Origin of the sequence: Variovorax sp. VaC1 (assembly GCF_043658315.1) — a bacterium.
Lineage (GTDB): Bacteria > Pseudomonadota > Gammaproteobacteria > Burkholderiales > Burkholderiaceae_C > Variovorax.
The window spans coordinates 26,381-53,193 of record NZ_JBIGLT010000007.1; the positions used below are offsets into that span (position 1 = coordinate 26,381).

The 26,813-nt window shown below is 68.8% G+C and carries 28 protein-coding genes; 15 read left to right on the forward strand and 13 right to left on the reverse strand.

Features of this window, described 5'->3' with window-relative positions; genetic code table 11:
* Positions 1–46 precede the first annotated feature (46 nt).
* A complete protein-coding gene (locus ACGLHS_RS25675; protein ID WP_394484392.1) occupies positions 47–508 on the reverse strand; it encodes a hypothetical protein in 462 nt (153 codons plus the stop codon).
* 65 nt (positions 509–573) lie between these two features.
* Between ACGLHS_RS25675 and thiL the strand changes: the two genes are divergently transcribed.
* Positions 574–1,530: a thiamine-phosphate kinase gene (thiL, locus tag ACGLHS_RS25680; protein WP_394484394.1), complete on the forward strand. Its 957-nt coding sequence runs from the start codon at positions 574–576 to the stop codon at positions 1,528–1,530.
* Here thiL and ACGLHS_RS25685 read toward each other — a convergent pair whose 3' ends face one another.
* Both ACGLHS_RS25685 and ACGLHS_RS25690 read right to left on the reverse strand, forming a co-directional pair.
* A complete protein-coding gene (locus tag ACGLHS_RS25685; protein ID WP_394484396.1) occupies positions 1,531–2,241 on the reverse strand; it encodes a DUF3053 domain-containing protein in 711 nt (236 codons plus the stop codon). It lies immediately after the preceding gene.
* 38 nt (positions 2,242–2,279) lie between these two features.
* Positions 2,280–3,176 (reverse strand): LysR family transcriptional regulator, encoded by an 897-nt coding sequence (locus ACGLHS_RS25690; RefSeq protein ID WP_093246224.1) that lies wholly within the window; start codon positions 3,174–3,176, stop codon positions 2,280–2,282.
* A gap of 99 nt (positions 3,177–3,275) precedes the next feature.
* Here ACGLHS_RS25690 and ACGLHS_RS25695 point away from each other — a divergent pair, with 99 nt between their 5' ends.
* A complete protein-coding gene (locus ACGLHS_RS25695; RefSeq protein WP_394484398.1) occupies positions 3,276–4,283 on the forward strand; it encodes a Bug family tripartite tricarboxylate transporter substrate binding protein in 1,008 nt (335 codons plus the stop codon).
* Between the two features lie 35 nt (positions 4,284–4,318).
* The gene (locus tag ACGLHS_RS25700) at positions 4,319–6,025 is read left to right on the forward strand and encodes an FAD-dependent oxidoreductase (protein WP_394484400.1); all 1,707 of its coding nucleotides are present in this window, start codon (positions 4,319–4,321) and stop codon (positions 6,023–6,025) included.
* A 16-nt stretch (positions 6,026–6,041) separates the two neighbouring features.
* On the opposite strand, the gene ACGLHS_RS25705 is transcribed toward ACGLHS_RS25700, so the two are convergent.
* Positions 6,042–7,502 (reverse strand): MFS transporter, encoded by a 1,461-nt coding sequence (locus ACGLHS_RS25705; protein ID WP_394484402.1) that lies wholly within the window; start codon positions 7,500–7,502, stop codon positions 6,042–6,044.
* A gap of 184 nt (positions 7,503–7,686) precedes the next feature.
* Here ACGLHS_RS25705 and ACGLHS_RS25710 point away from each other — a divergent pair, with 184 nt between their 5' ends.
* From ACGLHS_RS25710 to ACGLHS_RS25725, 4 genes are all read left to right on the forward strand, one after another.
* Positions 7,687–8,214 (forward strand): phosphatidylglycerophosphatase A, encoded by a 528-nt coding sequence (locus ACGLHS_RS25710; RefSeq protein ID WP_394485108.1) that lies wholly within the window; start codon positions 7,687–7,689, stop codon positions 8,212–8,214.
* An 11-nt stretch (positions 8,215–8,225) separates the two neighbouring features.
* Entirely contained in the window at positions 8,226–8,753 is a 528-nt protein-coding gene (locus ACGLHS_RS25715; RefSeq protein WP_176801239.1) for a CinA family protein, read from the forward strand.
* 147 nt (positions 8,754–8,900) lie between these two features.
* The gene (locus ACGLHS_RS25720; RefSeq protein WP_394484404.1) at positions 8,901–9,395 is read left to right on the forward strand and encodes a nuclear transport factor 2 family protein; all 495 of its coding nucleotides are present in this window, start codon (positions 8,901–8,903) and stop codon (positions 9,393–9,395) included.
* A gap of 61 nt (positions 9,396–9,456) precedes the next feature.
* Entirely contained in the window at positions 9,457–9,771 is a 315-nt protein-coding gene (locus ACGLHS_RS25725) for a GNAT family N-acetyltransferase (protein WP_093246230.1), read from the forward strand.
* Here the strand turns inward: ACGLHS_RS25725 and ACGLHS_RS25730 are convergent.
* Positions 9,761–10,951, reverse strand: coding sequence for an MFS transporter (locus tag ACGLHS_RS25730; protein WP_394485110.1), 1,191 nt, complete (start codon positions 10,949–10,951; stop codon positions 9,761–9,763). The two genes, ACGLHS_RS25725 and ACGLHS_RS25730, sit on opposite strands and share 11 nt — an antisense overlap.
* 148 nt (positions 10,952–11,099) lie before the next feature.
* Positions 11,100–11,882, reverse strand: a complete 783-nt coding sequence (locus tag ACGLHS_RS25735) for a UPF0149 family protein (RefSeq protein WP_093246231.1) — start codon at positions 11,880–11,882, stop codon at positions 11,100–11,102.
* A 57-nt stretch (positions 11,883–11,939) separates the two neighbouring features.
* Here ACGLHS_RS25735 and ACGLHS_RS25740 point away from each other — a divergent pair, with 57 nt between their 5' ends.
* Positions 11,940–13,640 (forward strand): FMN-binding glutamate synthase family protein, encoded by a 1,701-nt coding sequence (locus ACGLHS_RS25740; RefSeq protein ID WP_394484405.1) that lies wholly within the window; start codon positions 11,940–11,942, stop codon positions 13,638–13,640.
* Positions 13,641–13,671: 31 nt separating this feature from the next.
* Complete coding sequence (locus ACGLHS_RS25745; protein WP_394484407.1) at positions 13,672–14,592, forward strand: hypothetical protein; 921 nt, start codon at positions 13,672–13,674, stop codon at positions 14,590–14,592.
* A 16-nt stretch (positions 14,593–14,608) separates the two neighbouring features.
* Here the strand turns inward: ACGLHS_RS25745 and ACGLHS_RS25750 are convergent, their stop codons facing one another.
* The gene (locus tag ACGLHS_RS25750; protein ID WP_394484409.1) at positions 14,609–15,040 is read right to left on the reverse strand and encodes a putative toxin-antitoxin system toxin component, PIN family; all 432 of its coding nucleotides are present in this window, start codon (positions 15,038–15,040) and stop codon (positions 14,609–14,611) included.
* A 140-nt stretch (positions 15,041–15,180) separates the two neighbouring features.
* Between ACGLHS_RS25750 and ACGLHS_RS25755 the strand changes: the two genes are divergently transcribed.
* The gene (locus tag ACGLHS_RS25755; protein ID WP_093246487.1) at positions 15,181–15,615 is read left to right on the forward strand and encodes a surface-adhesin E family protein; all 435 of its coding nucleotides are present in this window, start codon (positions 15,181–15,183) and stop codon (positions 15,613–15,615) included.
* A 4-nt stretch (positions 15,616–15,619) separates the two neighbouring features.
* Here the strand turns inward: ACGLHS_RS25755 and ACGLHS_RS25760 are convergent, their stop codons facing one another.
* On the reverse strand, positions 15,620–16,879 hold the full coding sequence (locus ACGLHS_RS25760) for a class I SAM-dependent RNA methyltransferase (RefSeq protein WP_394484412.1): 1,260 nt from the start codon (positions 16,877–16,879) through the stop codon (positions 15,620–15,622).
* An 82-nt stretch (positions 16,880–16,961) separates the two neighbouring features.
* Between ACGLHS_RS25760 and ACGLHS_RS25765 the strand changes: the two genes are divergently transcribed.
* The 4 genes from ACGLHS_RS25765 to ACGLHS_RS25780 all read left to right on the forward strand — a co-directional run bounded on the left by ACGLHS_RS25765 (position 16,962) and on the right by ACGLHS_RS25780 (position 20,748).
* Positions 16,962–18,749 (forward strand): ATP-binding protein, encoded by a 1,788-nt coding sequence (locus ACGLHS_RS25765; RefSeq protein ID WP_394484414.1) that lies wholly within the window; start codon positions 16,962–16,964, stop codon positions 18,747–18,749.
* A 108-nt stretch (positions 18,750–18,857) separates the two neighbouring features.
* A complete protein-coding gene (locus ACGLHS_RS25770) occupies positions 18,858–19,463 on the forward strand; it encodes a cytochrome b (protein WP_093246237.1) in 606 nt (201 codons plus the stop codon).
* Complete coding sequence (locus ACGLHS_RS25775) at positions 19,460–20,047, forward strand: YceI family protein (RefSeq protein WP_394484416.1); 588 nt, start codon at positions 19,460–19,462, stop codon at positions 20,045–20,047. Before ACGLHS_RS25770 ends, ACGLHS_RS25775 begins: the two co-directional genes overlap by 4 nt.
* Positions 20,048–20,115: 68 nt before the next feature.
* Entirely contained in the window at positions 20,116–20,748 is a 633-nt protein-coding gene (locus tag ACGLHS_RS25780; protein WP_093246488.1) for a YceI family protein, read from the forward strand.
* A 32-nt stretch (positions 20,749–20,780) separates the two neighbouring features.
* Here ACGLHS_RS25780 and ACGLHS_RS25785 read toward each other — a convergent pair whose 3' ends face one another.
* Positions 20,781–21,032 (reverse strand): hypothetical protein, encoded by a 252-nt coding sequence (locus ACGLHS_RS25785; protein WP_143012579.1) that lies wholly within the window; start codon positions 21,030–21,032, stop codon positions 20,781–20,783.
* A gap of 143 nt (positions 21,033–21,175) precedes the next feature.
* Here ACGLHS_RS25785 and ACGLHS_RS25790 point away from each other — a divergent pair, with 143 nt between their 5' ends.
* The gene (locus tag ACGLHS_RS25790; RefSeq protein WP_394484419.1) at positions 21,176–21,820 is read left to right on the forward strand and encodes a LysE family translocator; all 645 of its coding nucleotides are present in this window, start codon (positions 21,176–21,178) and stop codon (positions 21,818–21,820) included.
* Between the two features lie 30 nt (positions 21,821–21,850).
* On the opposite strand, the gene ACGLHS_RS25795 is transcribed toward ACGLHS_RS25790, so the two are convergent.
* From ACGLHS_RS25795 to lptA, 4 genes are all read right to left on the reverse strand, one after another.
* The gene (locus tag ACGLHS_RS25795; protein ID WP_394484421.1) at positions 21,851–23,452 is read right to left on the reverse strand and encodes a phospholipase D family protein; all 1,602 of its coding nucleotides are present in this window, start codon (positions 23,450–23,452) and stop codon (positions 21,851–21,853) included.
* Between the two features lie 10 nt (positions 23,453–23,462).
* Positions 23,463–25,061, reverse strand: coding sequence for an RNA polymerase factor sigma-54 (gene rpoN / locus ACGLHS_RS25800; protein ID WP_394484423.1), 1,599 nt, complete (start codon positions 25,059–25,061; stop codon positions 23,463–23,465).
* Between the two features lie 154 nt (positions 25,062–25,215).
* On the reverse strand, positions 25,216–26,010 hold the full coding sequence (gene lptB, locus ACGLHS_RS25805) for an LPS export ABC transporter ATP-binding protein (RefSeq protein ID WP_093246243.1): 795 nt from the start codon (positions 26,008–26,010) through the stop codon (positions 25,216–25,218).
* Positions 26,007–26,723 (reverse strand): lipopolysaccharide transport periplasmic protein LptA, encoded by a 717-nt coding sequence (gene lptA, locus ACGLHS_RS25810; protein ID WP_394484425.1) that lies wholly within the window; start codon positions 26,721–26,723, stop codon positions 26,007–26,009. The genes lptB and lptA overlap by 4 nt, the downstream gene beginning before the upstream one ends.
* Between the last annotated feature and the right edge of the window lie 90 nt (positions 26,724–26,813).

Below are 26,813 nucleotides of genomic sequence, written 5' to 3' on the forward strand. Positions count from 1 at the left end.
GCCACAAGGCCACCGACAAGCAAGGCCGCGCCTGTCCTAGGGCCGGTCAGGCTTCGTCGTCGAGGAACGGTACAGCCACGGCACGGCACCGCGGCAACATCGCCGGGAGCTCGCTTCGAACGAATGCAAGTGCAGCCTCTTCGTCTTCACAGTCGAAGAGGAGGTGATCGATCTGATAGCCGAACGACACAGCAGGTTCGGACAAATCCTCGCCCATGCAGAACCGTGCAGCCCAGCTTGCGAACGCCAGCGCCGAAGCCGTCGAGTCGAGCCCGGTTTCGATCGCGCGGACGCAGAACTGCTGGAGATAGCTCATCGGCGTCGGGCGCGGCGGAAAATCATGTTGTGCCCACTTCAGACACTGCTCGGGCCCGTAGGTCACAAGATCGAAAAGCTCCTGCCGGAACTCATCGGTTCGCGCAATGGCGACACCGGCCCACTCGACAAGCGCCTCTGAAGACCGAAGACCCGAAGCCCACAGGCCAAGCATGTTTTCAATGGATCGCATCAAAGAAGTCCTGATTCGGGCATGGGAGGTTTGTAGCAGTGCCCCACCCCTTATGCTCCCACCCCATGGGTGAATTTGACCTGATCACACGCTACTTCAAGCGCCCCGCCACGCGCTCCCCGCTCGGCGTGGGCGACGACTGCGCCTTGCTCGCGCCGGCCGCGGGCATGCAGCTCGCGGTTTCTTCCGACATGCTGGTCGAGGGCCGGCACTTTCTCTCGACCGTCGATCCGGTGCGCCTCGGCCACAAGGCGCTGGCGGTGAACCTCAGCGACCTCGCGGCCTGCGGCGCGAAGCCGCTGGCCTTTACGCTCGCGCTGGCGTTGCCGGGCGTGGACGAAGGCTGGCTCGAAGGCTTCTCGCGCGGCCTCTTCGCGCTGGCCGATACGCATGGCTGCGAACTGGTGGGCGGCGACACCACGCGCGGGCCGCTCAACATCTGCATCACGGTGTTCGGCGAAGTGCCGGCCGGCGCGGCGCTGCTGCGTTCAGGCGCACGGGCCGGCGACGACATCTGGGTCAGCGGCACGCTGGGCGACGCACGGCTGGCACTGGAGGTGTTTCGCGGCACGGTCGCGCTGTCGGCCGATGCCTTCGAGTCGGCACGCGCGCGCATGGAGCAACCGACGCCGCGCGTGACGCTGGGGCAGGCGCTGCGTGGCACGGCCACGTCGGCGGTGGATGTGAGCGACGGGCTGATCGGCGACCTGAGCCACATCCTCGGATCGAGCGGCGTGGGCGCGACGCTCGATGCCGACGCAGCGACCGCGCTGATTTCGGTCGAGGCCCCCGGCCTCGGCAAGGAAATCCTGCGCACCTGCGCGCTGTCGGGCGGCGATGACTACGAACTGGTTTTCACCGCACCGCCATCGGCACGCGGTGCGGTCGAACAGGCCGGCAAGGACAGTTCAACGCGCGTCACGCGCATCGGCCGCATCGATGCCGAAGCCGGCCTGCGCATCGTCGATGCCAACGGTGCGCCGGTGGCGCAGCGCTTCGGCTCGTTCGACCACTTCGTCTGATCAGCCTCCACGCACCATCGCCTGCATCTTTTGTTGAGCCGCATTGATGGCGGCCGACTGGCTGTTCAGCTGCTGCAGCATCTTGTTGAGTTCGGCCTGCACGGCCGGATCGGACACGGTGACCGAGCTGCCGGAGACCTGGATCTTCGATTTGTTCTGCTGCAGGAAGTCGCCGATGGACAGCGCGCTGGCGAACACGGTGTCGAGCGCGGGGAACACTTCCTTGAACGTGGTGGCGGGCGCCGTCACCGTCTTTTCGTAGGCCTTGTCGTAGACCTGCTTCAGGTCGTCGGGCTGCTTGAGCTGCGCGTGCGCGGCATCGGCCTTGGCCACCTGCTGGTCGAGCGCGGTGCGCAGGCCGCCCAAGCCTTCCTTGGCGGCCTTGAGGTCGTCGTGGCGCGAGGCCAGGTCGGTGATCGAGCGCGGCGCACCCTTGGCCATGACCTCGTTCATCGGCTTGCTGACCGACTGGTTCATGCCCTCGTTGAAATCGGTGATCACCGCGTAGTGCTGCGCGTAGTCGCCGAACGAGGCTTTTTCTTCGGCGGTCGGGGTCGGCACGCGCAGGCCCGGCTTGTCGAGCACGCGGGTCTGCAGGAAGGCGATGAAGGCGGCGCGCTGGTCGGCCTCCTTGTTGCCACAGGCCACCAGCACGACGCTGAAGGCCAGCAGGAGCGACAGGGCTCCGAGACGTTGGACGAAGGTTCTCATGGGCCAGGCCCTCCCGTGGTTGCTGCGGATGCAAAAAATTATAGGGAGCGCTTCAGCGCCTCGATGAAGGCGCGCGCCGCGGCCGAGAGCGAATGGCCGCGCTTGATGACGACCGAGATGTCGCGCGCCACGCGCGGCGCGCTGAGCACCTTGACGACCAGCGACGGATCGGCCTCGGCCCGCGCAAAGGCCGAGGGCATGATCGACGCGCCCATGCCGGCCGCGGTCATCCAGATCGCGGTGGAAAGAAAAGAGACTTCGTTCACCACGTCGAGCGTCACGCCGGCCTCGGCCGCGGTGCCGTCGATGAGCGGGCGCACCCCGTAGCCGGGCCGCACGGTGATGACGGGGTGGCGGCCCAGGTCGCTCCAGCGCACGACGCGCGCCTTGGCCAGCGGATGGTCGCTGCGGCACACCAGCGCAAGGTGATCGCGCATCAGCCGCTGCACCTCGACCTCGGCGCCGGGGCGCTCGGGCGTGCCGATGCCGAAGTCCACGTGCTCGCCGATGATGCGTGAGATGAACTGGTCGGGCGCGCAGTCGTTCACCAGCACGCGCACCTTGGGGTGCTGCTCGCTGAAGGCGCGCATGGCATCGGGCAGCAGGAAGGCCGCGAGCGTGGGCGTGATGGCCAGCGTGACGCGGCCGCGCTCCAGCGTGGCCAGTTCGCGGAAATCGTTCGACAGCGAATCGACGTCGCGCAGGATGCGCTCGACCGTCACCATCATCTGTTCGGCTGCCGCCGTGGGTTTGAGCGAACGCGTGGTGCGGTCGAACAGGCGCGTGTCGAGCCCCTCTTCGAGCTGGCGGATCAGCATGCTCACCGCCGACTGCGTGACGAACAGCCTTTGCGCCGCCGTGCTGAGCTTGCGCAGCTGGTAAACGGCCAGGAAAGCGCGCAGCTGGCGGATCGTAGGACTGAAGTTCGCATTCATCAGGAAAGATGATATTTGATTCGGAATTTCTTGATTTACGAATGAATCCGGCCATCGTTCAATGCGCATTCGGACCATACCCATATTCAAGGAGTCTCGATGACGGTTCCCCTCGCCCGCGGGACGAGCGCACGGCGTCGGCAGCTGATGCTGGCGACGGCTTGCACTGTCTTCGGCGGCGCGGCGTTCGCACAGGCTCCGGCCGGCGACTTTCCGAACAAACCCATCCGCATGGTCGTGACGTTCCCGCCGGGCGGCAGCGCCGACGCGGTGGTTCGCATGCTGGTGCCGCGGCTCAACGAGAAGCTGGGCCAGCCGGTGGTGGTGGACAACCGGCCCGGTGCCGGCGGCAACGTGGGGCTTTCGCTGGTGGCCAAGACGCCGGCCGACGGCTACACGCTGGGCCTGGGCGCAGCGGGCGCGCTGACCGCCAACGTGAGCCTGTATCCGCAGATGCCCTTCGATCCGGTGAAGGACTTCAAGCCGGTGGGCATGGTCGCGGCCACGCCCTTCGTGATCGTCGGCCATCCCTCGATCGCGGCGCGCACGCAGCGCGAGCTGATCGCGCTCGCGAAGTCGAAGCCGGGCGGCCTGTCGATCGGGCATGGCGGCAACGGCACGGCAATGCACCTGTCGGCGGCGCTGTTCGCGCAGATGGCCGATGTGAAGCTGGTCGAAGTGCCCTATCGCGGCTCGGGTCCGGCGGCGCTCGACGCCATGGCGGGGCAGATCCCGCTTGCGCTGGTCGACCTGCCGGCCTCGCTGCAGCAGATCCGGGCCGGCAAGCTGATCGCCTTTTCGGTCACCAGCGCGCAGCGCGTGCCGATGCTGCCTGACGTGCCCACGGTGGCCGAGGCCGGGCTGCCGGGCTACGACTCGACGGGCTGGTTCGGCGTGGTGGCGCCGGCCGGCACGCCCGCGCCCATCGTGACGCGGCTGAACGCGGAGATCAACGCCGCGCTCGGCGACGAACAGATCAAGGCCTCGATACGCAACCTCGGCGCGGAGCCGGCGCCGGGTTCGAGCGAAGCCTTCGAGGCCTACATCCGCTCCGAAACGAAGAAGTGGGCGAAGGTCATCCAGGCCGCCAACATCCGGCTCGACTGACACGAACCGACAGGATCTCTTATCTCTTGCAAGACATGACAGACAACACCGCACTGACTGCCGACGTGATGATCGTCGGCGCCGGCCCCGTGGGACTCACGCTGGCGATGGACCTCGCCTCGCGCGGCGTCACGGTGGTCATCTGTGAAACGCGCCATTTCGCCGAGCCGCCGAACGTGAAGTGCAACCACGTGGCCTCGCGCACCATGGAGCAGTTCCGCCGCCTGGGCGTGGCGCAGAAGCTGCGCGATGCGGGGCTGCCCGCGGACCATCCGAACGACGTGGTGTTCCGCACCAGCGTGACGGGCACCGAGCTCACGCGCATTCCCATTCCGTGCCGGCGCGACCGCTACACCGAGACCGAGGGCCCCGACGCGTGGTGGCCCACGCCGGAGCCGCCGCATCGCATCAACCAGATCTACCTGGAGCCGATTTTGCTGAAGCACACGGCCGCGCTGCCGGGCGTGCAGCTGCTCAACCGCACGCAGTTCGCGGGCTTCACGCAGGACGACGACGGCGTGACCACCATTGCCACCGACATGGACAGCGGCGTGACGCGCAGCATTCGATGCCGCTACATGGTGGGCTGCGACGGCGGCAGCTCCGCCGTGCGCAAGCAGATCGGCGCCAAGCTCGAAGGCACGGCCGTCATCCAGCGCGTGCAGTCGACCTTCATCCGCGCGCCGAAATTGCGCGCCATGATCCCGGGCAAGCCGGCGTGGTCTTACTACGCGATGAACCCGCGCCGCTGCGGCACGATGTTCGCCATCGACGGCCACGAGACCTGGCTGGTGCACAACCACCTGAACGCCGAAGAACCCGAGTTCGATTCGGTCGACCGCGACCAGTCGTTGCGCGACATCCTCGGCGTGGGGCCGGACTTCGAATACGAGGTCATCAGCAAGGAAGACTGGGTCGGCCGCCGCCTCGTGGCCAACCGCTTCCGCGAAGGCCGCGTGTTCCTGGCGGGCGATGCGGCGCACCTGTGGGTGCCCTATGCGGGCTACGGCATGAACGCGGGCATTGCCGATGCGCTCAATCTCTCGTGGCTGCTGGGCGCCGTGGTGCAGGGCTGGGGCGACGAGGCCATGCTCGATGCCTACGAGGCCGAGCGCCAGCCGATCACCGAGCAGGTGTCGAACTTCGCGATGGACCATGCGCAGAAGATGATCCGCGCGCGCCGCGCGGTGCCGCCGAACATCGAAGAGCCGGGCCCGGCCGGCGACGCGCTGCGGGCCGACATCGGGCGCGAGGCCTACGAGCTCAATGTGCAGCAGTTCTGCTGTGGCGGCCTGAACTTCGGCTACTTCTACAGCGGCTCGCCGATCATCATCGCGGACGGCGAGCACACGGCGCCGCCCTATTCGATGGGCGACTTCACGCCCTCCACCGTGCCCGGCTGCCGCGCGCCGCATTTCTGGCTGGCCGATGGCCGCTCGCTCTACGACGCCTTCGGCCCCGGCTACACGCTGCTGCGCTTCGACCGCAGCGTGGACGTGAAGCCGATCGAGCATGCGGCACGTGCCTACAGAATGCCGCTCACGGTGCTCGATATCGAAACCGAAGACGTGCCCAAGGCCTACGCGCACCGCCTGGTGCTGTGCCGCGCCGACCAGCACGTGGCCTGGCGTGGTGCGCACCTTCCGGCCGAGGTCTACGACCTGGTGGCGACGCTGCGCGGCGAAGCCAGGCGCGTGCTGGCACGCAAGCGGGCGCTGGCCTGGGAAGGCGTGGTCGCCTGAGCCTGGCGGGGCCCGCTCACCGGGACCGCCGCGCCACGGTGCGATACGCCAGCCACGCCGCCAGCGCGGGAGCCAACGCAAAGCTCGCGAACAGCCAGATGGCTGCCGAGCGCCCACCTTCGATGCCGCCCGGCACAGTCAGGCCCGCCGCGTTGGCGACCAGCCCCGCCACCGCCGCGCCCACGGCCATGCCGTAGAGCTGCACCGTGGTGATCGAGGCCGAAGCCCGGCCTTCCTCGCCCTTGGGGGCCAGCGACATCACCCGCGTCACCAGGTGCGGCCAGCCGATGCCCACGCCCAGGCCGACCGCCGCGAGCGCGATGGCCACCAGCACAGTCTCGAAGCCCGCGCCGAGCAGGCCCGGTGCCGGCAGCAACACCACCAGCGCAACCAGACCCAGCGTGCAGACCACCGGCCCGGTGCGCAGAATGCGATCGGCTCCGGCACCGCTGCGGCCCGACGACAGCAGCGAGCCCGCGCTCCAGCCGCCGGCCATCGCCGCCGTGAGGTAGCCCGCCATGAGCGGCGAATGGCCGTGCAGCAGCTGCAGGAAGTACGGCACGAAGATTTCGGTGGTGGTGCCGATCAGCAGCAGCGCCACGCTGGCGTAGATGGCGCCGAGCGGCGTGCGCACGGCATAGGCGCCGGTGGGCAGCACGCGCACGCTGGCGCTGCGGTCGATGCGCGTGGCGGCGAAGCCGATGGCCAGCCCGAGCACCACGCCGGCGGCCTGCCAGGGCAGGTCGGACAGGAAGCCGCTCGCCGCAATCACCAGCACCGAGGCCGCGAGCAGGCCGATCTGCAGGGCCGGCACGCGCGGCAAGGTTGCGGGGCGTTCATGCTTCACGCCGGCCGAGGGCCGCAGTTGCACCAGCACCAGCAGTGCCTGCGCCGCCGCCACCGGCAGCAGGAACCAGAAGGCCCAGCGCCAGTGCCCGGCCTGCGCGAACAGCCCGCCCACGGCCGGCCCGCACAGCGTGGCAACGCCCCACATGCCCGACACCAGCGCCACCGCGCGCGGCCAGAGCCGCGGCGCGAACACCAGCTGGATCAGCCCATAGCTCAACGCGGCGAGCATGCCGCCGCCGAGCCCCTGCACCGTGCGGCCCGCGAGCATCCATGGCATGGCCGACGCCAGCGCGCAGCCCATCGAACCGGCGGTAAAGACCGCCAGCGCGGTCAGGCAGGCGCCGCGCGGCCCGAGCACCGCGAGCAGCCGCACCGACAGCGTGGCCCCGAGGATCGAGCCGACCACGAACAGCGTGGTGCTCCAGGCGTACCAGTCGAGCCCGCCGATCTCGCGCACCACCGACGGCAGCACGGTGGTCACGATGTGCACGTTGATGGCATGCAGTGCGACGCCGCCGGTAAGGGCGAGCGCGCGCCAGCCGTTGCGGCCGGTGAACAGTTCGCTCCATGCCGCGGTGGGAGACGGGGCTTGCAAGGCGGCGGAATCGGCGGAGGAAGAAGACGACATGGCAGACACGAAGAGCGGAAAGAAGGCCCGAATACTAGGTGGGCCCGATTAATTAAACAAGCTATTGCTTTGATAAATAGAAACTTCGGCGCGCGAGCCGGGGCGCAGATGCGCGACACTTCTGCCCCTGATGCAAGCCGTTTCTTCCTTCGACACCCGCGACATCCCCGACGCCACCGGCCCCATGCCGACGCCCACGCTGCCCCGCCCCACTGTCCGCTTCCTGTTCTCGCACCCCGCGCATGCCATCGCGCTGGGTTTCGGCTCGGGGCTGCCGCGCCTGGCGCCCGGCACCGTGGGCACGCTGTGGGCCTGGGTCGCCTTCTCGGTGATGCAGCTGTGGTTTGCGCCCGCCACCATCGGCTGGATCATCCTGGCATCGCTGCCCATCGGCTGGTGGGCCTGCACGGTGACGGCGCGCGACATGAACATTGCCGACCCCGGCGCCGTGGTGTGGGACGAGGTGGTCGCCTTCTGGATCGTGCTCTGGCTGGTCACGCCGGCCGGGCTGCTCGCGCAGGCCGTTGCGTTTGCGCTGTTCCGTTACTTCGATGCCGCCAAGCCCGGACCGGTGGCCTGGGCCGACGCGCTGTTCAAGCAGCGCGATGCGGCGCAGGTGCGCTGGTGGGGCGCGGGCTTCGGCATCATCCTCGACGACCTGGTGGCGGCTTTCTGTACGCTGCTGGTCATTGCGCTCTGGCGCGCATGGTGACAAGACCGATGATGGATTCTTCTTCGACGCTGCCCGCGCAGCCGACGCTCGCCGACCAGGACACGCCCGCGCTGGTCGTGGCCGTGGCCGGGCTGCTGCAGAAAAAGGGCTGGATGCTGGCCACCGCCGAGAGCTGCACGGGCGGGCTGATCGCCGCCGCCTGCACCGAGCTTGCGGGCTCGAGCGCATGGTTCGAGCGCGGCTTCATCACGTATTCGAACGGCGCCAAGACCGAGCTGCTGGGCGTGGACGCCGCTGTCATCGAGGCGAACGGCGCCGTCAGCGAGCCGGTGGTGCGCGCCATGGTCACGGGCGCGATCGCGCACTCGCCGCCGTCGCGCGCGGCGCTGGCTGTCACCGGCGTGGCGGGCCCGACCGGCGGCACGCCCGACAAGCCGGTGGGCACCGTCTGGTTCGGCTGGTCGGTCGATGGCGAAGTGCGCACCGAGCGCCGCCGCTTCGACGGCGACCGCGCCACGGTGCGCGCGGCCACGGTGCACTACGCGCTGCAGACGATGGTCGAGCTGCTCGCGCGGTAACGGCGAGCAGTGGCGCGGCGGCGCGCGCCTTGCCGGGGCGCAGGCGTTCATGAAACCGCCGACGGGCCGTTCGTTGCATCCACGCGATCTATGATTTCCTCGCGCGCCATCCCCGGTGACGCGACCCGCCCCCAACCCAAAGGCCCCATGACCGCAGCCACCAATGCCCAGACCATCGAGCGCTTCTACAGCGCGTTCGAGAAACTCGACGCCGCTACCATGGCCGCCTGCTATGCGCCCGACGCGGAGTTCGACGACGAGGCGTTTTCGCTGCGTGGCCGCCGCGAGGTCGGCGGCATGTGGCGCATGCTGGCCCTGGCCACGCGCGCCAAGGGGGCCGATGTGTGGCGCCTGAAATGGCGCGACGTGCAGGCCGACGAGACCACGGGCAGCGCCCACTGGGATGCGCACTACCGCTTCAGCGCCACCGGCCGACTGGTCGACAACAGCATCGACGCGCGCTTCACCTTCACGCCCGAGGGACTGATCGCCACGCACCGCGACAGCTTTCCGTTCTGGACATGGTCGCGCCAGGCCCTGGGCACGCCGGGCCTGCTGCTCGGCTGGACACCGATGCTGCGCAAGAAGGTGCGCGCCACCGCTGCCACCAACCTCGCCGCCTTCCTGGCACGCCAACCCTGAGCGCCACGCCGGGCCCCCCCCAACCAGCTCGCACCGCAGTGCGGCGCACGGAGATTCTTGAATGAGCACGACCGATCTCGCCTTCACCAACAACGAAGCCCTGCACCGCTACGAGGCCGCGCTCGACGGCAAGCTCGCGGCCTATGCCGAGTACAACCTGCTGACCGACGCGATCATGTTCACCCACACCGAAGTGCTGCCCGAGCACGAAGGCAAGGGCGTGGGCTCGGGCATTGCGCGGCACGTGCTCGACGAGGCCCGCGCGAAGGGGCTGCATGTGATTCCGGTGTGCCAGTTCATCGCGGGCTACATCCGCAAGCACCGCGAATATGCCGACCTCGTGCGGCCGGACATTCAGCGCGCCTTCAAGATCTGAGCGGGCCGGCCTTCGGCGCGGGCAGCCACGCGAAGGCCACGATGCCCAGCACCAGCAGCGCGGCGATGGTCGCCAGCACGGCCGTCAGCGGGTCGGTACCATGCGCCGAGGCCACCGAGGCGGCCACGCCCGTTCCCCACTGCATGAACGCCACGCCGAGGAACATCGCCATCGTGAAGACGGCCATCGCGCGCCCGGTCAGCGCGGCCGGGTAGGCGCCGCGCACGTCGGCGTACTGCCAGACGATGAAGCCCGAGAGCACGCCGATCAGCACCATGCCGCCGATGTCGAGCCACGCCGAATGCAGGAAGGCGATGAGCGCGAACAGCGCCGCGTAGACGAATCCGCAGGCCACGATCCAGCGGCGGCGCGCGGCGGCACCGTCTCGGTCGAGCTTGCCGAAGAGGGGCGCACCGAACAGCGAGATCACCGACACCACCAGCGCCACGTTGCCGCTCTGCACCAGCGAGTAGCCGTGGCGCTGCATCATGAGCGGCCCGAGCCAGAGCCCGCGCAGCGAGATGAAGGCCGCATAGGTCACCGCGCCGAGCACGATGATGCCGAGCGTGTGCGGCATCGCGAACAGCGCGCCGAACTGGCGGATGGCCTCGGGGATCGATTCCTTCACCTGCGGCACGGCCGATGCGGGTTCGTGCACCCAGTGCCAGATCGCGAGCCAGGCCAGCGCGGCGGCCACGGCCAGCACCAGGAAGCCCGCGCGCCATGAATAGGCCTGCACCAGCCACGCCAGCGGCGTGCCCGTGGCCAGCATGCCCAGGCCGCCGATGGCCAGCACCATGCCCGAGACGGTGGCGAAGCGCGCCGCCGGAAAGTGCCGCGCGATGAACACGGTGCACACGAGGAACGCCGGCGCGCAGCCGACACCGATCAACGCCTGCCCCGCCACCAGCACGAGGTAGCTGGACGACACGGCCGACAGCAGCGCACCCGCGATGGCGATGGGAAAGGCCACCAGCACCGTGCGCCGCACGCCGTGCAGGTCGATGCCGATGCCCATGAAGAGCTGCATGGCGCCGAACGCGAAATGAAAGGCCCCCGAGAAGATCCCGAGGGCCTGGGCCGAGAGTTTGAAGTCGGCCTGCAGCGGGCTCGCCATGATGGCGCCGACCGTGCGGAAGGCCTGGCTCAGCGCAACCCCGGCACACAGCGCTAGGACCATGACCCAGGCCGCACGGGGCGTCAGGGGTTCTGCGGCAAGGCGCTGCGCCGGGATGGAGCTCATTTCAGGAGTACAGCGGAACCGAGGCATTGCCCCCTGCAAGGGGGAAGGCGCGCACGGCATGCGCGAAGCCTGGGGGCGAGCCCGGTCACTCGCCGTGGCACTTCTTGTACTTCTTGCCGCTGCCGCAGGGGCACGGATCGTTGCGGCCGGGCGTGGCTTCCTTGCGGATCGTCTCGACCTTCGGCCCGAGGCTCTTCCAGAGCTGGCGCAGGTCGTACACCGCCCAGATGGCGGCGCCGAAGTCGTCGAGCCGCTGCTGGCTCACGCTGGGTGGGCCGTCGTCGCTGTACATCGAGACGGTGGGCTTGGCGGTGTCGTCCTCGGTCAGGGCCACGATGTTGTCGAGCGCGTCATCGAGCATCTGGGCGGCTTCCTTGTCGCGCGGCGCGGCCCACTCTTCGGGCCAGTTCTCGACCGCGTACATGAAGCCCAGCGCCCAGACCTGCGCGAACGAAGGGATCTCTTCGCCGGCCACTTCGGCACGTTCTTCCTCGGGCAGCGAGGCGATGGCGCCACGGGTGTCGAGCACCTCGGGCTGCCAGCTGCGTTCGTCGTCCAGCGTCTCGACGGGGGCGTCCAGACCCTCTTCGATCTCGCGCCAGCGGCGCTTCCAGTTCCAGACGAACTCCATCTGCTGCGCGGGCGAAAAGCTGTCGCCCAGCAGCACCGGCCAGTATTCGGCGGGCGGAATCGGCCGGCGGGTGCAGATCAGCGCGGCCATGAAGCCTTCGCAGAACTCCCACTGGGGAATTTCCTCGTCGTGCTCGCGCATGGCGTCGAGTGCATGGTCGAGGGCGTCGAAATCGTCGGGGCCGAGGGGTTCCTGGGCGGGCGAAGGGGTCTGGGGGGTATCGGGGGAGGTCGTCATGGCAAGTTCCGGGCAGCCCTCTATGATGCAGCAGGCTCTGGCAGTCATCTCATTTCTATGCCCACGATTATTCCGTTTCCAACGCGTTACAGCGCCTTTGCCCTGTGCGTGGTCGGCCTGGTCGCCTGCCTCGCCTTTGTTCTGGTGTCCCCTCACCTCTGGCTCGCCTGGATCGGCGTGGTCGTTTTCGCGGTGCTCAGCGGCACCGGCGTGCACGACCTGCGCCAGACCCGACATGCCATCCTGCGCAATTACCCGGTGATCGGCCATATCCGCTTTCTGCTGGAGTACATCCGCCCCGAGATGCGGCAGTACTTCATCGAGAGCGACTCCGAGGCCGCGCCCTTCTCGCGCGCGCAGCGCTCGCTGGTCTACCAGCGCGCCAAGGGCGACCCCGACAACCGGCCCTTCGGCACGCAGCTCAACGTGACCATCGCGGGCTACGAGTGGATCAACCATTCGATGCAGCCGACCAAGCTCGAGAACCACGATTTCCGCATCGTGATCGGCGGCACGCCGCAGCCGGCCGATGCCAACCCGGCGCAGGTCTGCACGCAGCCGTACAGCGCGAGCGTGTTCAATATTTCAGCGATGAGCTTCGGCGCGCTGTCGGCCAACGCGATCCTGGCGCTCAACCAGGGCGCCAAGATGGGCGGCTTTGCGCACGACACCGGCGAGGGCTCGATCTCGCAGCACCACCGGGTGCACGGCGGCGACCTGATCTGGGAAATCGGCTCGGGCTACTTCGGCTGCCGCAACGACGACGGCACGTTCAGCGAAGAACGCTTCACCGCCAACGCGCGCGACCCGCAGGTGAAGATGATCGAGATCAAGCTGAGCCAGGGCGCCAAGCCCGGCCACGGCGGCGTGCTGCCGGCGCCGAAGGTCACGCCCGAGATCGCCGCCGCGCGCGGCGTGCCGGTGGGCGTGGACTGCATCTCGCCCTCGTCGCACAGCGCGTTCTCCAACCCGACCGAGATGATGCATTTCGTCGCCAGGCTGCGCGAGCTGTCGGGCGGCAAGCCGACCGGCTTCAAGTTCTGCCTGGGCCATCCGTGGGAATGGTTCGGCATCGTCAAGGCGATGCAGGCCACCGGCATCACGCCCGACTTCATCGTGGTCGACGGCGCCGAGGGCGGCACGGGCGCGGCGCCGGTCGAGTTCAGCGACCACGTGGGCGCGCCGCTGCAGGAAGGCCTTCTGCTGGTGCACAACACGCTGATCGGCGTCAATTTGCGCCACCGCATCAAGATCGGCTGCGCCGCCAAGGTGATCACCGCCTTCGACGTGGCCCGCATGATGGCGCTGGGTGCCGACTGGTGCAACGCGGCGCGCGGTTTCATGATGGCGCTGGGCTGCATCCAGGCGCAGAGCTGCCACACCGGCCACTGCCCCACCGGCGTGACCACGCAGGACCCGGTGCGCCAGCAGGCGCTGGTGGTGCCGACCAAGGCCGACCGCGTGCGCAACTTCCACCGCAGCACGCTGCATGCGCTGCAGGAGCTGGTGCAGGCCGCCGGCCTCGACCATCCGCAGCAGATCACCGCGCACCACATCGTGCGCCGCATCTCCGACACCGAAGTGCGCCTATTGAGCAACCTGGTGATGCAGGTGCAGCCGGGCGCCCTGCTCGGCGCGCTCGACGAGCAGCACAATGTTTTCAGAACCTACTGGCCGCTGGCCAGCGCAGAGAGCTTCCAGCCCGTGACGAAGGGCCCGCAAGGGTTGATGGCAACGGGCCTCGCCATGGCCGCATGAACGCGGCGCGAAGCGCGAACGTATTGACCTGATGAATCCACTGAGACGAGGCGCCCCGACGCGCCTGCAGGCGCGCAAGGGCGCGGCTTCGGCGCCCGCGCCCCTTGATGCCCTGCCGAATCCGCCGGCGCCCGGCGACTACGCGGAATTCCTGCGCGCCACCCTGCCGCGCCAGGAGAAGAACGTGGCCAGCCACCGCTTCGGCAGCGAGCGCGTGTGGCTCAAGAAGGCCGGCCCGCGCCACGGCAAGTGGGGCTACCGCGTGATGGCGGCGGTCGCGCGGATGGCGCGGCTGGACATCATCAAGCCCGTGCCCAACCCGGGCGGCGAAGCAGCCATTGCCACCGAGGCGCGGCGCCTGAAGCAACTGGCGGCCGCCGGCCTGCGCGTGCCCACGGTGCTGGCGCAGCAGGCGGACGGCCTGCTGATCTCCGACCTCGGCGAAAGCGGCCGTGCCACCGTCGTGCTGCAGGAGCGGCTCGACCAGGCCGCCGCCGCCGGCCCCGCCGCGCTGCTCGCGGTGTGGCGCGAAGGCCTCGTGGCCATCGCGGCCGTGCATGTGCGCGGCCAGCACCTGAGCCAGGCCTTCGACCGCAACCTCGTGCAATGCCCCGATGGCGTGATCGGCTACATCGACTTCGAGGACGACCCCGCCGAAGTCATGACGCTGGCCGAGTGCCAGGCGCGCGACTGGCTCAGCTACCTGCATTCGACGGCCATGATGCTGGAAGCCGCCGCCCCGCAAGCCGCGGGGCAGCACTGGCACGCGGCACTGGCGGGCGTGAACGAAGAGGTGCGCGAGCGCATCGCCAACGCGGCGCGACGCATGAAGTGGGCGCAGAAGCTGCCGGCCAGCCGGCGCTGGGGACGCGACACGCAGCGCGTGCGGGCGGTGGCGCGGCTGCTGGGGCGGTGGCACGGCGTGCCGCCCACCCACACGCCTGCCAGCTAGTTAGCCGGTCAGTCCGTCAGGGCGCGAAGGCGTCCTGCACCGCCACGCCGCGCAGCGCCAGCCGCTTCTTCATCGACAGCACCGCCCGGTCCTTGCTCAGCAGCAGCGCGCCGTGCGCCACGGCCAGGTCGATGAAGACCTGGTCATCGGGGTCGCTGCAGACGCAGGGTGCTCGCGGCGGTGTGCCGGCGAGCATCTGCACGCGCGCATCGAAGTCGGCCAGCACGGCGGGCACTTCGAGCCCCCGCTGCGCCATGCGCCGGGCGATGAGCGGGTAGCCGAGCACGCGCGCAAGCTCGGTACGCATCGCGTCGGTCACGATCCAGCGCAGCGCGCCTGCCGCGAGCCTTTCGGTCAGCGGCTCCCATGACGGGTCTTCGAAGACCAGCAGGTCGAGCGCGATGTTGGTGTCGATGACGACGGGGTCGGGTACGGCGGTGGAAGTCATGGGTGCGTGAGGACTATCGCCGATGTTGCACCATGCGGGGCCGGCGTCAGCCCCGAGTGGGTTCGACGCCCCACAATGCGCGCGGCGCCGTTCGCGCATTGCGCACCGTGCTGCTCCTTCCAACACGCCCTTCTTCTTTCATGAAACGACTTCCGCTGCTTTGCCTTGTCCTGCTCGCCGGCGCGGGTGTCCGAGCGGAATGGCTGACGCTGAACGGCTCGCCGGGCGACGCCGGCAACAGCTATGTGCAGGTCGATCCGACCAGCGTCGAGGTCGACGGCTCGCACCGCAACGTGACGCTGCGCATGAGCCTCGCGGAAGACCGCACCAGCAAGGACGGCGTGCGGTTCCGCTCCTTCGTGGCCCGCGCGAACGTCGATTGCGAAGCCCGCAGCGCACGCTACGTGAGCGCGACCTACTTCGGCCACCCGAACTTCGTCGGCGAGCCGGTCGCGGTGAAGACCTTCGAGGAAGACGACGTGCGCCCGATGACGTTCGCGGGCGCACCGGGCGAGCTGGCCACCCGCACGGTCAATGCGGCGTGCAGCGTCGGCGGCCGCACCACCGCGCAGTGACTGCTCAGGCCTGCCCGGCCGCGTTGTCCTGCGGCGCGCGGTTGGAGCCCCGCACCAGCTCGAAGCGGAACAGGCGGCATTCGATGGGCCCGTTCCACATCGGCACGCGGCGCGATTCCTTCAGCCGCATGTGCCTGGGCAGCTTCAGGTCGGGCGTGAGCACCCAGGCGGTCCAGCCGGCGTAGTTCTTCTTCCAGTGCGTGGCGAGCTGCGGGAAGAAATCGCCGCCGTCGCCCTCCGGCGCGTCGCCGGAAGTCTGGGCGGCTTCGCGGGCGCCGAAACGGGCCACGCCACCGACCTCGATCCGCTCGCCATACGGCGGGTTGAGCATGATCACGCCGCCTTCGGCCGGCGGCATGCGCTGCAATGCGTCGCCGCCGCGGAATTCGATGGCCTCGGCCACGCCGGCACGCTCGGCGTTGCGCTCGGAAAAGTCGACCATGCGGTGCGACACGTCCGATCCGAAGATCGCGACATCGCCCGTGGTCACCTGCGATTCGGCTTCTTTCCTGATGGCGGACCAGACATGTGTCTGGAACGGCAGCAGCTTCTCGAAGCCGAACTGCCGCAGCGAGCCGGCCGCGATGCCGCGCGCGATCTGTGCCGCCTCGATGGCGATGGTGCCGCTGCCGCAGCAGGGGTCGTACAGCGGCTGCGCGGCCACGGCGCCGGTCTCGGGGTTCCACCAGCCGCTGGCGGCCAGCATGGCGGCGGCCAGGGTTTCCTTCAGCGGGGCGTCGCCCTTGTCCTGGCGCCAGCCGCGCTTGAACAACGGCTCGCCCGAGGTGTCGATGTAGAGCGTGCAGCTGTCGGTGGTCAGGTGGGCGAACACGCGGCAGTCGGGCCACTGGGTCTCGATGCTGGGACGCACGCCGTGGGCCTTGGCGCGGAAGCGGTCGGCAATGGCGTCCTTGATGCGCAGGGTGGCGAAGTTCAGGCTCTGCAGCGGGCTGTGCTGGGCGGTGGTCTCGATCTTGAAGGTCTGCTTCGGGGTGAACCAGATCTCCCAGGCCACGCCGCTGGCGATGGCGTAGAGGTCGTTCTCGTTGCGGTAGGGCGCATGGGCCAGCTCGACCAGCACGCGCTGCGCCAGGCGGCTGTGCAGGTTGAGCTTGAGGGCGTCGCGCCAGTCGGCGCGCACCCGCACGCCGCCGCGCAAGGTGAGCAGGTCTTGCCCGACGCGGCCGGTCAGGGCGTGCACCTCTTGAGCGAGGAATTCCTCGACGCCGGCGGCGCAAGGCAGGAAAAAGGAAAGATCGTTCACGGAAAGTTGGCCATCGGGAAGCCCGACTAGGGGTCTCCATTGTCGCCGCGTCACGGCGCTTCTCTATATAGTCGATTCGCCCATGAATCCCACCCCCGCGCCCATGGTTGCCCCGGCTGCTTCCGGCAGCGACGGCTTTGCGATCCAATGCGAGGTGCTGCGGCTGTCCGTGCGGCCCATCGGGCCGGTGCTGCTGGTGCAGTACCTGCTCAACTGCAGCGTGGCGGCGCTCTTTGCCTGGCAGTACTCGCTGGCCTATGCGCTGGTGTGGATCGCGCTGATCACCATGGTGACGGTGCTGCGGGGGTTCTTCCCGCAGCGGCTGCCCGACCCTTTCACGCCCGAAAACCTGCGCGCGGCGCAGCGCACCCACACGCTGCGCACCGGCATCTGGGAGCTGGCGCACGGGCTGGCGGGCGTGCTGCTGTTCAACCCGGAGCGCGCCGACCAGCAGTTGCTGCTCGGCCTGATCCTGATGGGCATGACGCTGTCGTCTGCGTTCTCGGTGTCTTTCTACACGCCGGCCACCCAGTTGGCGATCACGCTGCTGCTGGCGCCGGTGATCGTCACCGGGCTCTGGATGGGCGCGCCGACCATGATGGCCGTCGCGGTGATCGGCATCGGCCTCACCGCGATGATGTGGAAGCTGGTGGCCGAGCGCTCGCGCCAGCTCGAGGAAAACATCGGCCTGCGGCTCAACGAGCGCACGCTGCGCGAGCAGGCGCTGGCCGGCCTGCGCGCCTCGGAGCAGGCGCAGGCCGAGCGGCTGCGCTTTTTTTCCGCAGCCAACCACGACCTGCGCCAGCCCGTCATGGCCATCGGCCTGCAGGCCGAGGTGCTGCGCCAGCAATTGGACAACGGCGCGGACATGCCGGCCGTGCAGTACACGGTCGCGTCGCTCGCGCGGGCGCAGCAGGCGCTGGAAGGCCTGACCAACCAGTTGCTCGAAATCGGCCGCATCGAGGCCGCCGTCGATCCGCTGCGGCCGGTGGCGGTGGCGCTGGCGCCGCTGCTGCACGAACTGGCGCGCCAGGCCGGCGACGGCCGGGTGGTGGTGCGCTGCCCGGCGGACGCCGTCGTCTGGAGCGATGCGGTGTCGCTGCGCCGCGTGCTCGCCAACCTGGTCGACAACGCCGTCAAGTTCACACCGCGCGGCCGCGTGCTGCTGGCGGTGCGGGCGCGCCGGCGCGGCGGCCAGCGGGCCTGGCGCATCGAGGTGCGCGACAGCGGCATCGGCATCGCGGCGGAGGCGCAGCAACGGGTGTTCAACGACTTCGAGCAGATCGGCAATGTCGAGCGCAACCTGCAGCACGGCCATGGGCTGGGCCTGGCGATCGTGCGGCGGCTGGCGGCGCAACTGGGCATCGAGGTCGGGTTGCGCTCAGCGCCGGGGCGCGGCTCGGTCTTCAGCTTCGAGCTGCCGGCGGCGGCGGACGATGCGGTGGTGCCTGTGCGGCCCGCCGCCCTGCCGCACACCGACGCCGACGCGCCTCCCGCGCTGCGCCCCGGGCTCGCCGTGCTGGTGGTGGAAGACAACGCGGTGGTGGCCGACAGCCTGTCCGCGCTGCTGCGCCAGTGGGAGGTGGCGCCGCGCGTCTACACCAGCGCCGCCGAGGCGCTGGCACTGGCCGACCTGCACGCGCTCGATGCGGCGCTGTGCGACATCCGGCTGCCAGGCGTGCTCGACGGCATCGCGCTGGCCGAGAAGCTGCAGCGGCAAAAGCCCTCGCTGACCATCGCGCTGATTTCGGCCGACATCAACGAAGCGACCCTGCGGCTGGCCACCGAGCGCGGCTGGCACGCGCTGCGCAAGCCGGTGCAGCCGGACGAACTGCGTGGCGTGCTGCTGAAGGCACAGCAGCGAGGCTGACCGGAGCACGAACGGCCGCATGCCCATGACGCGGCGATGGCACAGCCGTGCGATGGCGTCGAAACTTCCGGGATATGCTCCGCGCACAGGCCGCCTGCCCTGCCCCCGATGTCCGTCGACACACCCGCCCCACTCCCCGCCGCCGATGCGCCCGGCCAACGCTATGGCATGGTCGCGATCGTGCTGCACTGGCTGCTGGCGGCCATGATCGTGGGCTCGCTCGGCGTGGGGATCTACATGACGGACCTGCCGTTTTCGCCGCTTCGGCTGAAGCTCTACAGCTGGCACAAATGGGCCGGCATCGCCATCCTGCTGCTGTCGGCGCTGCGGCTGCTGTGGCGGCTGGGCCATCGGCCGCCGGCCTTGCCCGCGCCCGTGGCGGCGGCCATGCCGGGCTGGCAGGTCGCGGGCCACCGGGCCAGCCATGTGCTGATGTACCTGCTGTTCTTCGCGGTGCCGCTGCTCGGCTGGGCCTACACCTCGGCGCTCGGCGTGCCGGTCGTGTGGTTCGGCGTGCTGCCGCTGCCCGACTTCGTGCCGCTCGACAAGGATTTCGCCGAAGCCGTGCTCAAGCCGCTGCACAAGGGCAGCGCGTTCACGCTGGCCGGCATCACGCTGCTGCACGTAGCGGCGGCACTCAAGCACCACTGGATCGACCGCGACGGTCTGTTGAAACGCATGTGGCCCGCGCCACGCAAGGAATCCGCCGGATGAAGCGCCTCTTCCATCTCCCGCCCTTCGTGGCGCTCGCATTCGCGTGCGCCGCGGCCACGCCCGCCGGCGCCGAACCCGCGGCCACGCGGCTGGTGGCCGACAAAAGCCAGGTCACCTTCGTCAGCAAGCAGATGGGCGTGCCGGTGGAAGGCAGCTTCAAGAAGTTCGATGCGCAGGTCGCCTTCGATCCGAAGAAGCCCGAGGGCGGCAGCGTCGCGCTGCAGATCGACACGGCCAGCGCCGGCTTCGGCGTGCCCATGAGCGATGCCGAACTGCCCAAGCAGCCGTGGTTCGATGCCGCGCACTTTCCGCAGGCAAGCTTCCAGTCGAGCGCCATCCGTGCGCTGGGCGACGGCAAGTTCGAGATGACGGGCAAGCTCACCATCAAGGGCGTGGCGCGCGCCGTGACGGTGCCGGTCGGCATCGTGGCGGCCGGCGGCAACTACGCGGTGGCCACCGGAAGCTTTACGATCCAGCGGCTCGACTACAGGGTGGGCGACGGCGAATGGACCGACACCTCGGTGGTCGCCAACGAGGTGCTGGTGCGCTTCAAGTTCACGCTCGCCGGCCTGGGGCCGCTGTGAAGCGCCGCGCCGACGGGTCGCCCCCTTTCATTCAGCAGAACACTTTCATGACACTCACATCCACCGCCATGAAAAAGCTTATCCTCCTTGCCGCCGCGTTGTCGGCCACGGCCGCCACGCTGGCGACGGCACAGGAATACACCGCGCCGGCGGTGGCCGCCAAGCCCTCGGGCGGGCCGGTGAAGAACGCCAACTACGTGATCGACCCCACGCACACCTTCGTGATGTACGAGATGGGCCACTACGGCACCACCACCAACCGGGGGCGCTTCAGCACCAAGGACGGCTCGGTGCGGATCGACGACACCGGCACCAGCGGCAAGGTCGACATCACGATGGACATCAGTTCCATCAACACCGGCGTCGACCTGCTCAACCGGCATGTGCAGAGCAAGGACTTCTTCAACGTCGCGGAATTTCCGACCGGCCGCTTCGTGGCCGACCGCATCGACTTCAGCGGCGACAAGGTGGTCGACGTGCCAGGCACGCTCACCCTGATGGGGCAGACACGGCCGGTGACGCTGAAGGCCGTGCGTTTCAACTGCTACCTGAGCCCGCTGATCAACCGCCAGGTGTGCGGCGGCGATTTCGAGACCACGGTGGAGCGCAGCGACTGGGGCATCACCTGGGGCCTGAACTTCGGCTTCGAGAACAAGGTGAAGCTGCTGGTGCAGGTGGAGGCGGTCAACGTCCAGCCGTAAGCCGGCCAGTGCGGCGCACCCGGGCGGGCTTCTTACCTGGCGACGCTCTTGCGGGCGTTCTGCCCCAGGCGGCCGCCCGAAGCCCTGGACGACTTCAAGCGCTGGCGAACGGCAGCGGCGGCACGCGGGAGGTTGAGCAGCGCGAGCATCCAGGCGCCCGTGACGAGGGTCATCACCGCGCCGAAGATCAGTTGCTCGGAAACCGGCGCGTCGCTCCAGTAGAAAAAACCGAGCAGAAACGACAGGACCACGGCCCAGACGGCGAGAAGTAGAAGGTTTTTCATTTTGCGCATCGCGGGGTCCGATGGAGAAAATGTAAATGAAAAGAAACCAAAGTACTACTTACAGTTTACTTTTCATGCCCCGATGAGCGTGCATTTCTGCACGTTGTTCTCGCATTTCAAAGCACTACCAGGAGCCAGAACCCATGAACAACACCCTTTCCCTGCTAGGTATCGCCGGCGCGATGGCCGTGGGCGCGATGAGCCCCGGCCCCAGTTTCGTCATGGTGGCGCGCACGGCCGTGGCCTCGCGCGGTGACGGGCTGGCGGCGGCGCTGGGCATGGGCGCCGGCGGCCTGGTCTTCGCGATCGCCGCGCTGGCCGGCCTGCAGGCCGCGTTCCTGGCGGTGCCCGGCCTTTACCTGGCGATCAAGGGTTTCGGCGGCGCCTACCTGATCTACCTGGGCATCCGGATCTGGCGCGGGGCGCGGCAACCGCTGAACGTGGCGGCAGACGCCGGCGACTCCCCGCGCCAGCACCGCCGGGGCGGACGCACCTTCCTGCTGGGCCTGGCAACGCAGGTCAGCAACCCGAAGACGGCGGTGGTGTACGCGAGCATCTTCGCGGCCTTCCTGCCGCGCGAGGTGCCGCTGGTGCTGGCGCTGGCGGTGCCCGCGGTCATCTTCTGCATCGAGACGGGCTGGTACACCATCGTCGCGCTGACGCTCTCATCGGCGGCGCCGCGTTCCGCCTACCTGCGCTACAAGGCCTGGATCGACCGGGCCGCCGGCGGCGTGATGGGCCTCCTGGGCCTGCGGCTGGTGTGGTCGGCCGTGCGCGGCGGCAACTGAAGAGAAGCCGACCCGGCGGCGCCCGCGCGGCTAAAGCAGGCTCTCGGGCGTGAGCGGCGCCAGCAGTTCGAGCATCGTGCGGTCCCAGAAGCCCGAATCGGGCTCCTCGTGCAGCACGGTGGTCTTGCCGGCCTCTTCGCTGACCCACTCGATGCGCGAGCCATCGCTGCCTTCGGCAAAGCGCAGCCGGTAGGCGCCCTGCTGCTTGAGCACATCGATCAGCTTGAGCGTCTGTTGCGCCATTTCGGGGCTGCGGATGAACAGCCCGATCTCGGTGTTGTGCGACTCGGAGCGCGGGTCGAAATTCATCGAGCCGACGAACAGGATGCGCTGGTCGATCACCGCCGACTTGGCATGCAGCCGCCCGACCGAGGTGCCGAACAGCCCCAGCCGCACGCTGCGCCGCGTGCGCGTCGAACTCAGTTCATAAAGATCGGCGCCCAGCCGGAGCATGTCCGGCCGGTAGCGCCGGTAGGCGGTGTGGACCAGCGGCTCGTCGGTTGCAGCCAGCGAATTGGTGACGACGCTGATCTTCACGTTGCGCCCCCGGATCTCGCGCATCACCTCCAGCCCCGTGGCGCCGGGGATCAGGTAGGGCGAGACGATGGTCACCTCGGAGCGCGCGCGGCGCATCTGCTCGACCACGTTGTAGCGCACGCTGTCGACGTCCAGCAGCGGCACGCCGCCGTACGACGCGGTCTTGCCGATCACGCGGTCGGGCGAGTCGGCGTAGGCCTCGGCGGTGGTCCAGATCAGGCCCAGCTTGCCGGCGTCGAGGTCTTCGACCATCGGGCTGTAGCCGAGCACGTCGTTGGGCGCGGGCTTGGGCGGCGGCGGCGTGGTGTCGGGGCCAGTGGCGGCGTCGAAGCGCTTCTGCAGTTCTTCGCGCGACAGCCCGCTGGTCACCACCGACTGGATCGGCCGCACATAGACGCTGTTCCAGTACTGGTCGAAGAGCACGCCAAGGCGCGGAATCAGCGCACCGGTGACGAAGGTGTCGAGGTCGAGAAAGTTCTCGCCCGAAGTGCGCGTGAAGTACTGGTTGCCGATGTTGCGCCCCCCCGCCACCGCCATCGCGCCGTCGGCAATGAACAGCTTGTTGTGCATGCGGCGGTTGACCCGCTCGAAGTCGAACAGCGAGGCGGTAAAGCGCTTGAGCAGGCTGCCGCGCCCGGCCGGGAACGGGTTGAACAGGCGCAGCTCCACGTTGGGCGTGGCGGCCAGGCCGAGCAGCAGTTCGTCTTCGCCCGAGGTGTAGAGATCGTCCATCAGCAGGCGCACGCGCACGCCGCGCTGGGCCGCATCGCGCAGGGTGCGCAGCAGGTAGCGGCCGGTCTCGTCGTTCTCGATCTGGTAGTACTGCACGTCGAGCGAGCGCTGGGCGCGGCGCGCGAGCTGGATGCGCGTGTCGAAGGCGAAGTCGCCGCCGGGCATCAGGCGAAAGCCGCTCAGGTCGGGGTCGGGCTGCGACGCCAGCGCGATCTTGCCGAGCGCGGTGTCGGCCGAGACGGCCATGGCCTTGGTGGGCGGGCGCGGGGCCTCGTCGGGCAAGGTGGCGCAGCCAGCAAACAGGAGCACGGCCGCCATGGCGAAAACCCAGTGCCCACAACGCGACAGCAGGCGACGAGCCATCGGCGGCTTTCTACAAAGCCTTGCGCAGGTTCGCGGGCGCGATGCGCAGCGCCTCGCGGTACTTGGCCACCGTGCGCCGCGCGCATTCGATGCCCTGCTCTTTCAGCATCTCGGAGATCTGGCTGTCCGACAGTGGCTTCTTGATGCTCTCGGAACTCACGAACTGCTTGATGAGCGCGCGCACCGCGGTGCTCGACGCATTGCCGCCGGTCTCGGTGCCGAGCGCCGAGCCGAAGAAGTACTTGAGCTCGACCGTGCCGAACGGCGTGGCCATGTACTTGGCGGTAGTCACGCGCGAGATGGTCGATTCGTGCAGGCCCAGCTCGTCGGCGATCTCGCGCAGCACCAGCGGCCGCATGGCCAGCTCGCCGTGCACGAAGTAGCTCTTCTGCCGCTCGACGATGGCGTTGCTCACGCGAAGGATGGTGTCGAAGCGCTGCTGGATGTTCTTGATGAACCAGCGCGCCTCCTGCAGCCGCTGCGACAGCGCCTGGCTGCCTTCGCCCTTGTGCGACTTCAGCGCGCCGGCGTAGATGTCGTGCACCCGCAGGCGCGGCATGACCTCGGGGTTCAGCATGACGCGGAACTTGACGTTGGTGCCGCGCCCGGTCTTGGTGACGATCACGTCGGGAATGACGATGTTGCGCTCGACGTCGACGAAGCGGCGCCCCGGCTTGGGTTCGAGCCGCGCAATGACCTGCAGCGCCGAGCGCACCAGCTCTTCGCTGCTGCGGGTGAGCGTGGCCAGACGCTTGAAGTCGCGCCGCGCGAGCAGCTCCATCGGCTGCTTGCAGATGGCAACGGCGATCTTGTAGACCTGCGCCAGTTCTTCGTCTTCGCCCGCGTCTTCGGCGGCCAGCGCGCGCAGCTGGATGCACAGGCACTCGCCCAGGTCGCGCGCGCCCACGCCCACGGGCTCCAGGCTCTGCAGCAGGCCGAGCGCCACCTGGAAGTGGTGCACGAGGTCGTCGAACTGGTCGTTGTCGTCGCCCGCCAGGCCCGAAGCCAGGGCCGGCAGCGAGTCTTCGAGGTAGCCGTCGTCGTTGAGCGATTCGATCAAAAAGCGCAGCGCGGCGCTGTCGTTCTCGCCCAGGCGCAGGCTCAGGGCCTGGCGGTGCAGGAACGACTGCAGCGACTCCTGGCTGCGCGCGAGCTCGGTGGCGTCGGCGCGTTCGTCGTCGCCCAGGTTGTTCTGGCGCGCGGGTGCGTCGCTGCCCCACTCGCTGTCGTCCGGTGCCATGTCGACAGTGCCGTCGCCCTCCCAGTCGGGCTCGCGCTCGGCGATCTCGGCGGCGGGGCCGTCGGTGTCGGCTGCCGAGGCGGTGTCGGTGGACGCGGTCGTTGCGCTGGCGCTGGGCGCGGAGGAGAAGTCGCCTTCGCCGGCCTCGCCCGCTTCATCGCGCGGGACCGGCGTGTCGACGGCGTCGAGCCCGAATTCCTCGCGCGCCGCTTCTTCCGCGGTGCGTTCGAGGAACGGGTTCTCGTCGAGCATCTGCTCCACCTCCTGGCTCAGTTCGAGCGTGGAGAGCTGCAGCAGCCGGATCGACTGCTGCAACTGGGGGGTGAGCGCGAGATGCTGCGAGACGCGAAGGGACAGCCCTTGCTTCATGAGGAAACGGCTCCCCCCCAGGCTGCGCGCTTTGCGCCATGCCACTCCCCTGCCGGTAGCGGGCAAGCCGCTTCGGGCGGCCGTGCGCGACACCCTCCGCGCAGGAGCTCCGCTCGGATGACGGCCACGTTCATCCTTGACCCTCGCCGCACGATCACATCCGGAAGTGTTCGCCCAGGTACACCCTGCGTACTTCGGCGTTGTCGACGATCTCCGAGGGTGTGCCTTGTGCCAGCACATGCCCGTCGCTGATGATGAACGCGTGATCGCAGATGCCCAGCGTTTCACGCACGTTGTGGTCGGTGATGAGCACGCCGATGCCGCGTTCCTTCAGGAAGCTGATGATCCGCTGGATCTCGATGACCGCGATCGGGTCGATACCGGCGAAGGGCTCGTCCAGCAGGATGAAGCGCGGCTGGGTCGCCAGCGCGCGCGCGATCTCGACGCGACGGCGCTCGCCGCCCGACAGCGCAAGCGCCGGCGAATCGCGCAGGTGGTCGACCCGCAGGTCGGCCAGCAGTTCGGACAGGCGCTCTTCGATGTGCGCCTTCGACAGCGACACGAGCTTGCCGTTTTCGTCGGGCTCGCTCTGAAGCTCCAGCACGGCGCGCACGTTTTCCTCGACCGTGAGCTTGCGGAAGATCGAGGCCTCCTGCGGCAGGTAGCTCAGGCCCATGCGGGCGCGGCGGTGGATCGGCATGTGGGCGATCGGCTCGCCGTCGATCGTGATGTCGCCGGCGTCGGCACGCACCAGGCCCACGATCATGTAAAACGAGGTGGTCTTGCCGGCACCGTTCGGCCCCAGCAGTCCGACGACTTCGCCCTTCTGCACGTCGAGCGAGACGTCCTTGACCACCGTGCGGCTGCCGTAGGTCTTCTTCAGGCCGCGCGCGACCAAGCGGCTGCCCGGCGTGCCGTTGGCGTCCTGTGTTCCAGCGGTTTCGATCACTTGCGGGTTTCTCCCTCGCCACCGAGCGTGGTGGTCGAACGCAGGCCCTTGCCCGGTGCCGGGGTGGGCGCCGGAGCCGCGGGTTTCGCGCCGGCCGGGGCGGAGGCGCCGGCCGCGGGCGCCGGGGCGGCCTTGGGGGTGAGGATGGTCTTGACGCGGCCGGTCGGGGACGACGCGTTGACCGCCGTGTTCGGCGGCACGGTGGAACCGTTGACCGTGTAGGTGTCGTTGCTCTGGTCGTAGACGATCAGGGCGCCGTGGCTCTCGTCGTTCGGCGTCGAGCCGAGCAGGCGGCGCATCTCGGCATTGCGGATGAACTTGACGTTGTCGGCGCGGCTGTCGTACTCGATGACTTCGGACTCGCCCTCGATCCACTCGTCGGGCGCATTGCGCTTCTGCTTGTAATAAGCACGCTTGCCCGGGGCTGCCGTGACCACGCCGTACTGGTAACCCTCCGGGTCCTGGCGCACATCGAGACGCGCACCGCGGATGATGATGGTGCCCTTTGTTACCAGCACGTTGCCGGTGAACACGCTCGTCTGCTTCAGGTCGTCGTAGCGCATCGAGTCGGACTCGATGTTCATCGGCTTGGAGCGGTCGGCGGTCTCGGCCTGCACGCCCGAGGCGAGGCCGGCCAGCAACAGCGCGCCGAGGGCCAGGCGGCCGATGCGACGGAGAAGGAAGGGGGTGGTGGGGTAAGAGTGCAATGTCATAGAGGCACGAAACTTGCTCGGCATTGTATGCGGCTGATTGCGTCAGCCCCGCACGCTCAGATGAAAAAGCCCGCCGAAGCGGGCTTGACT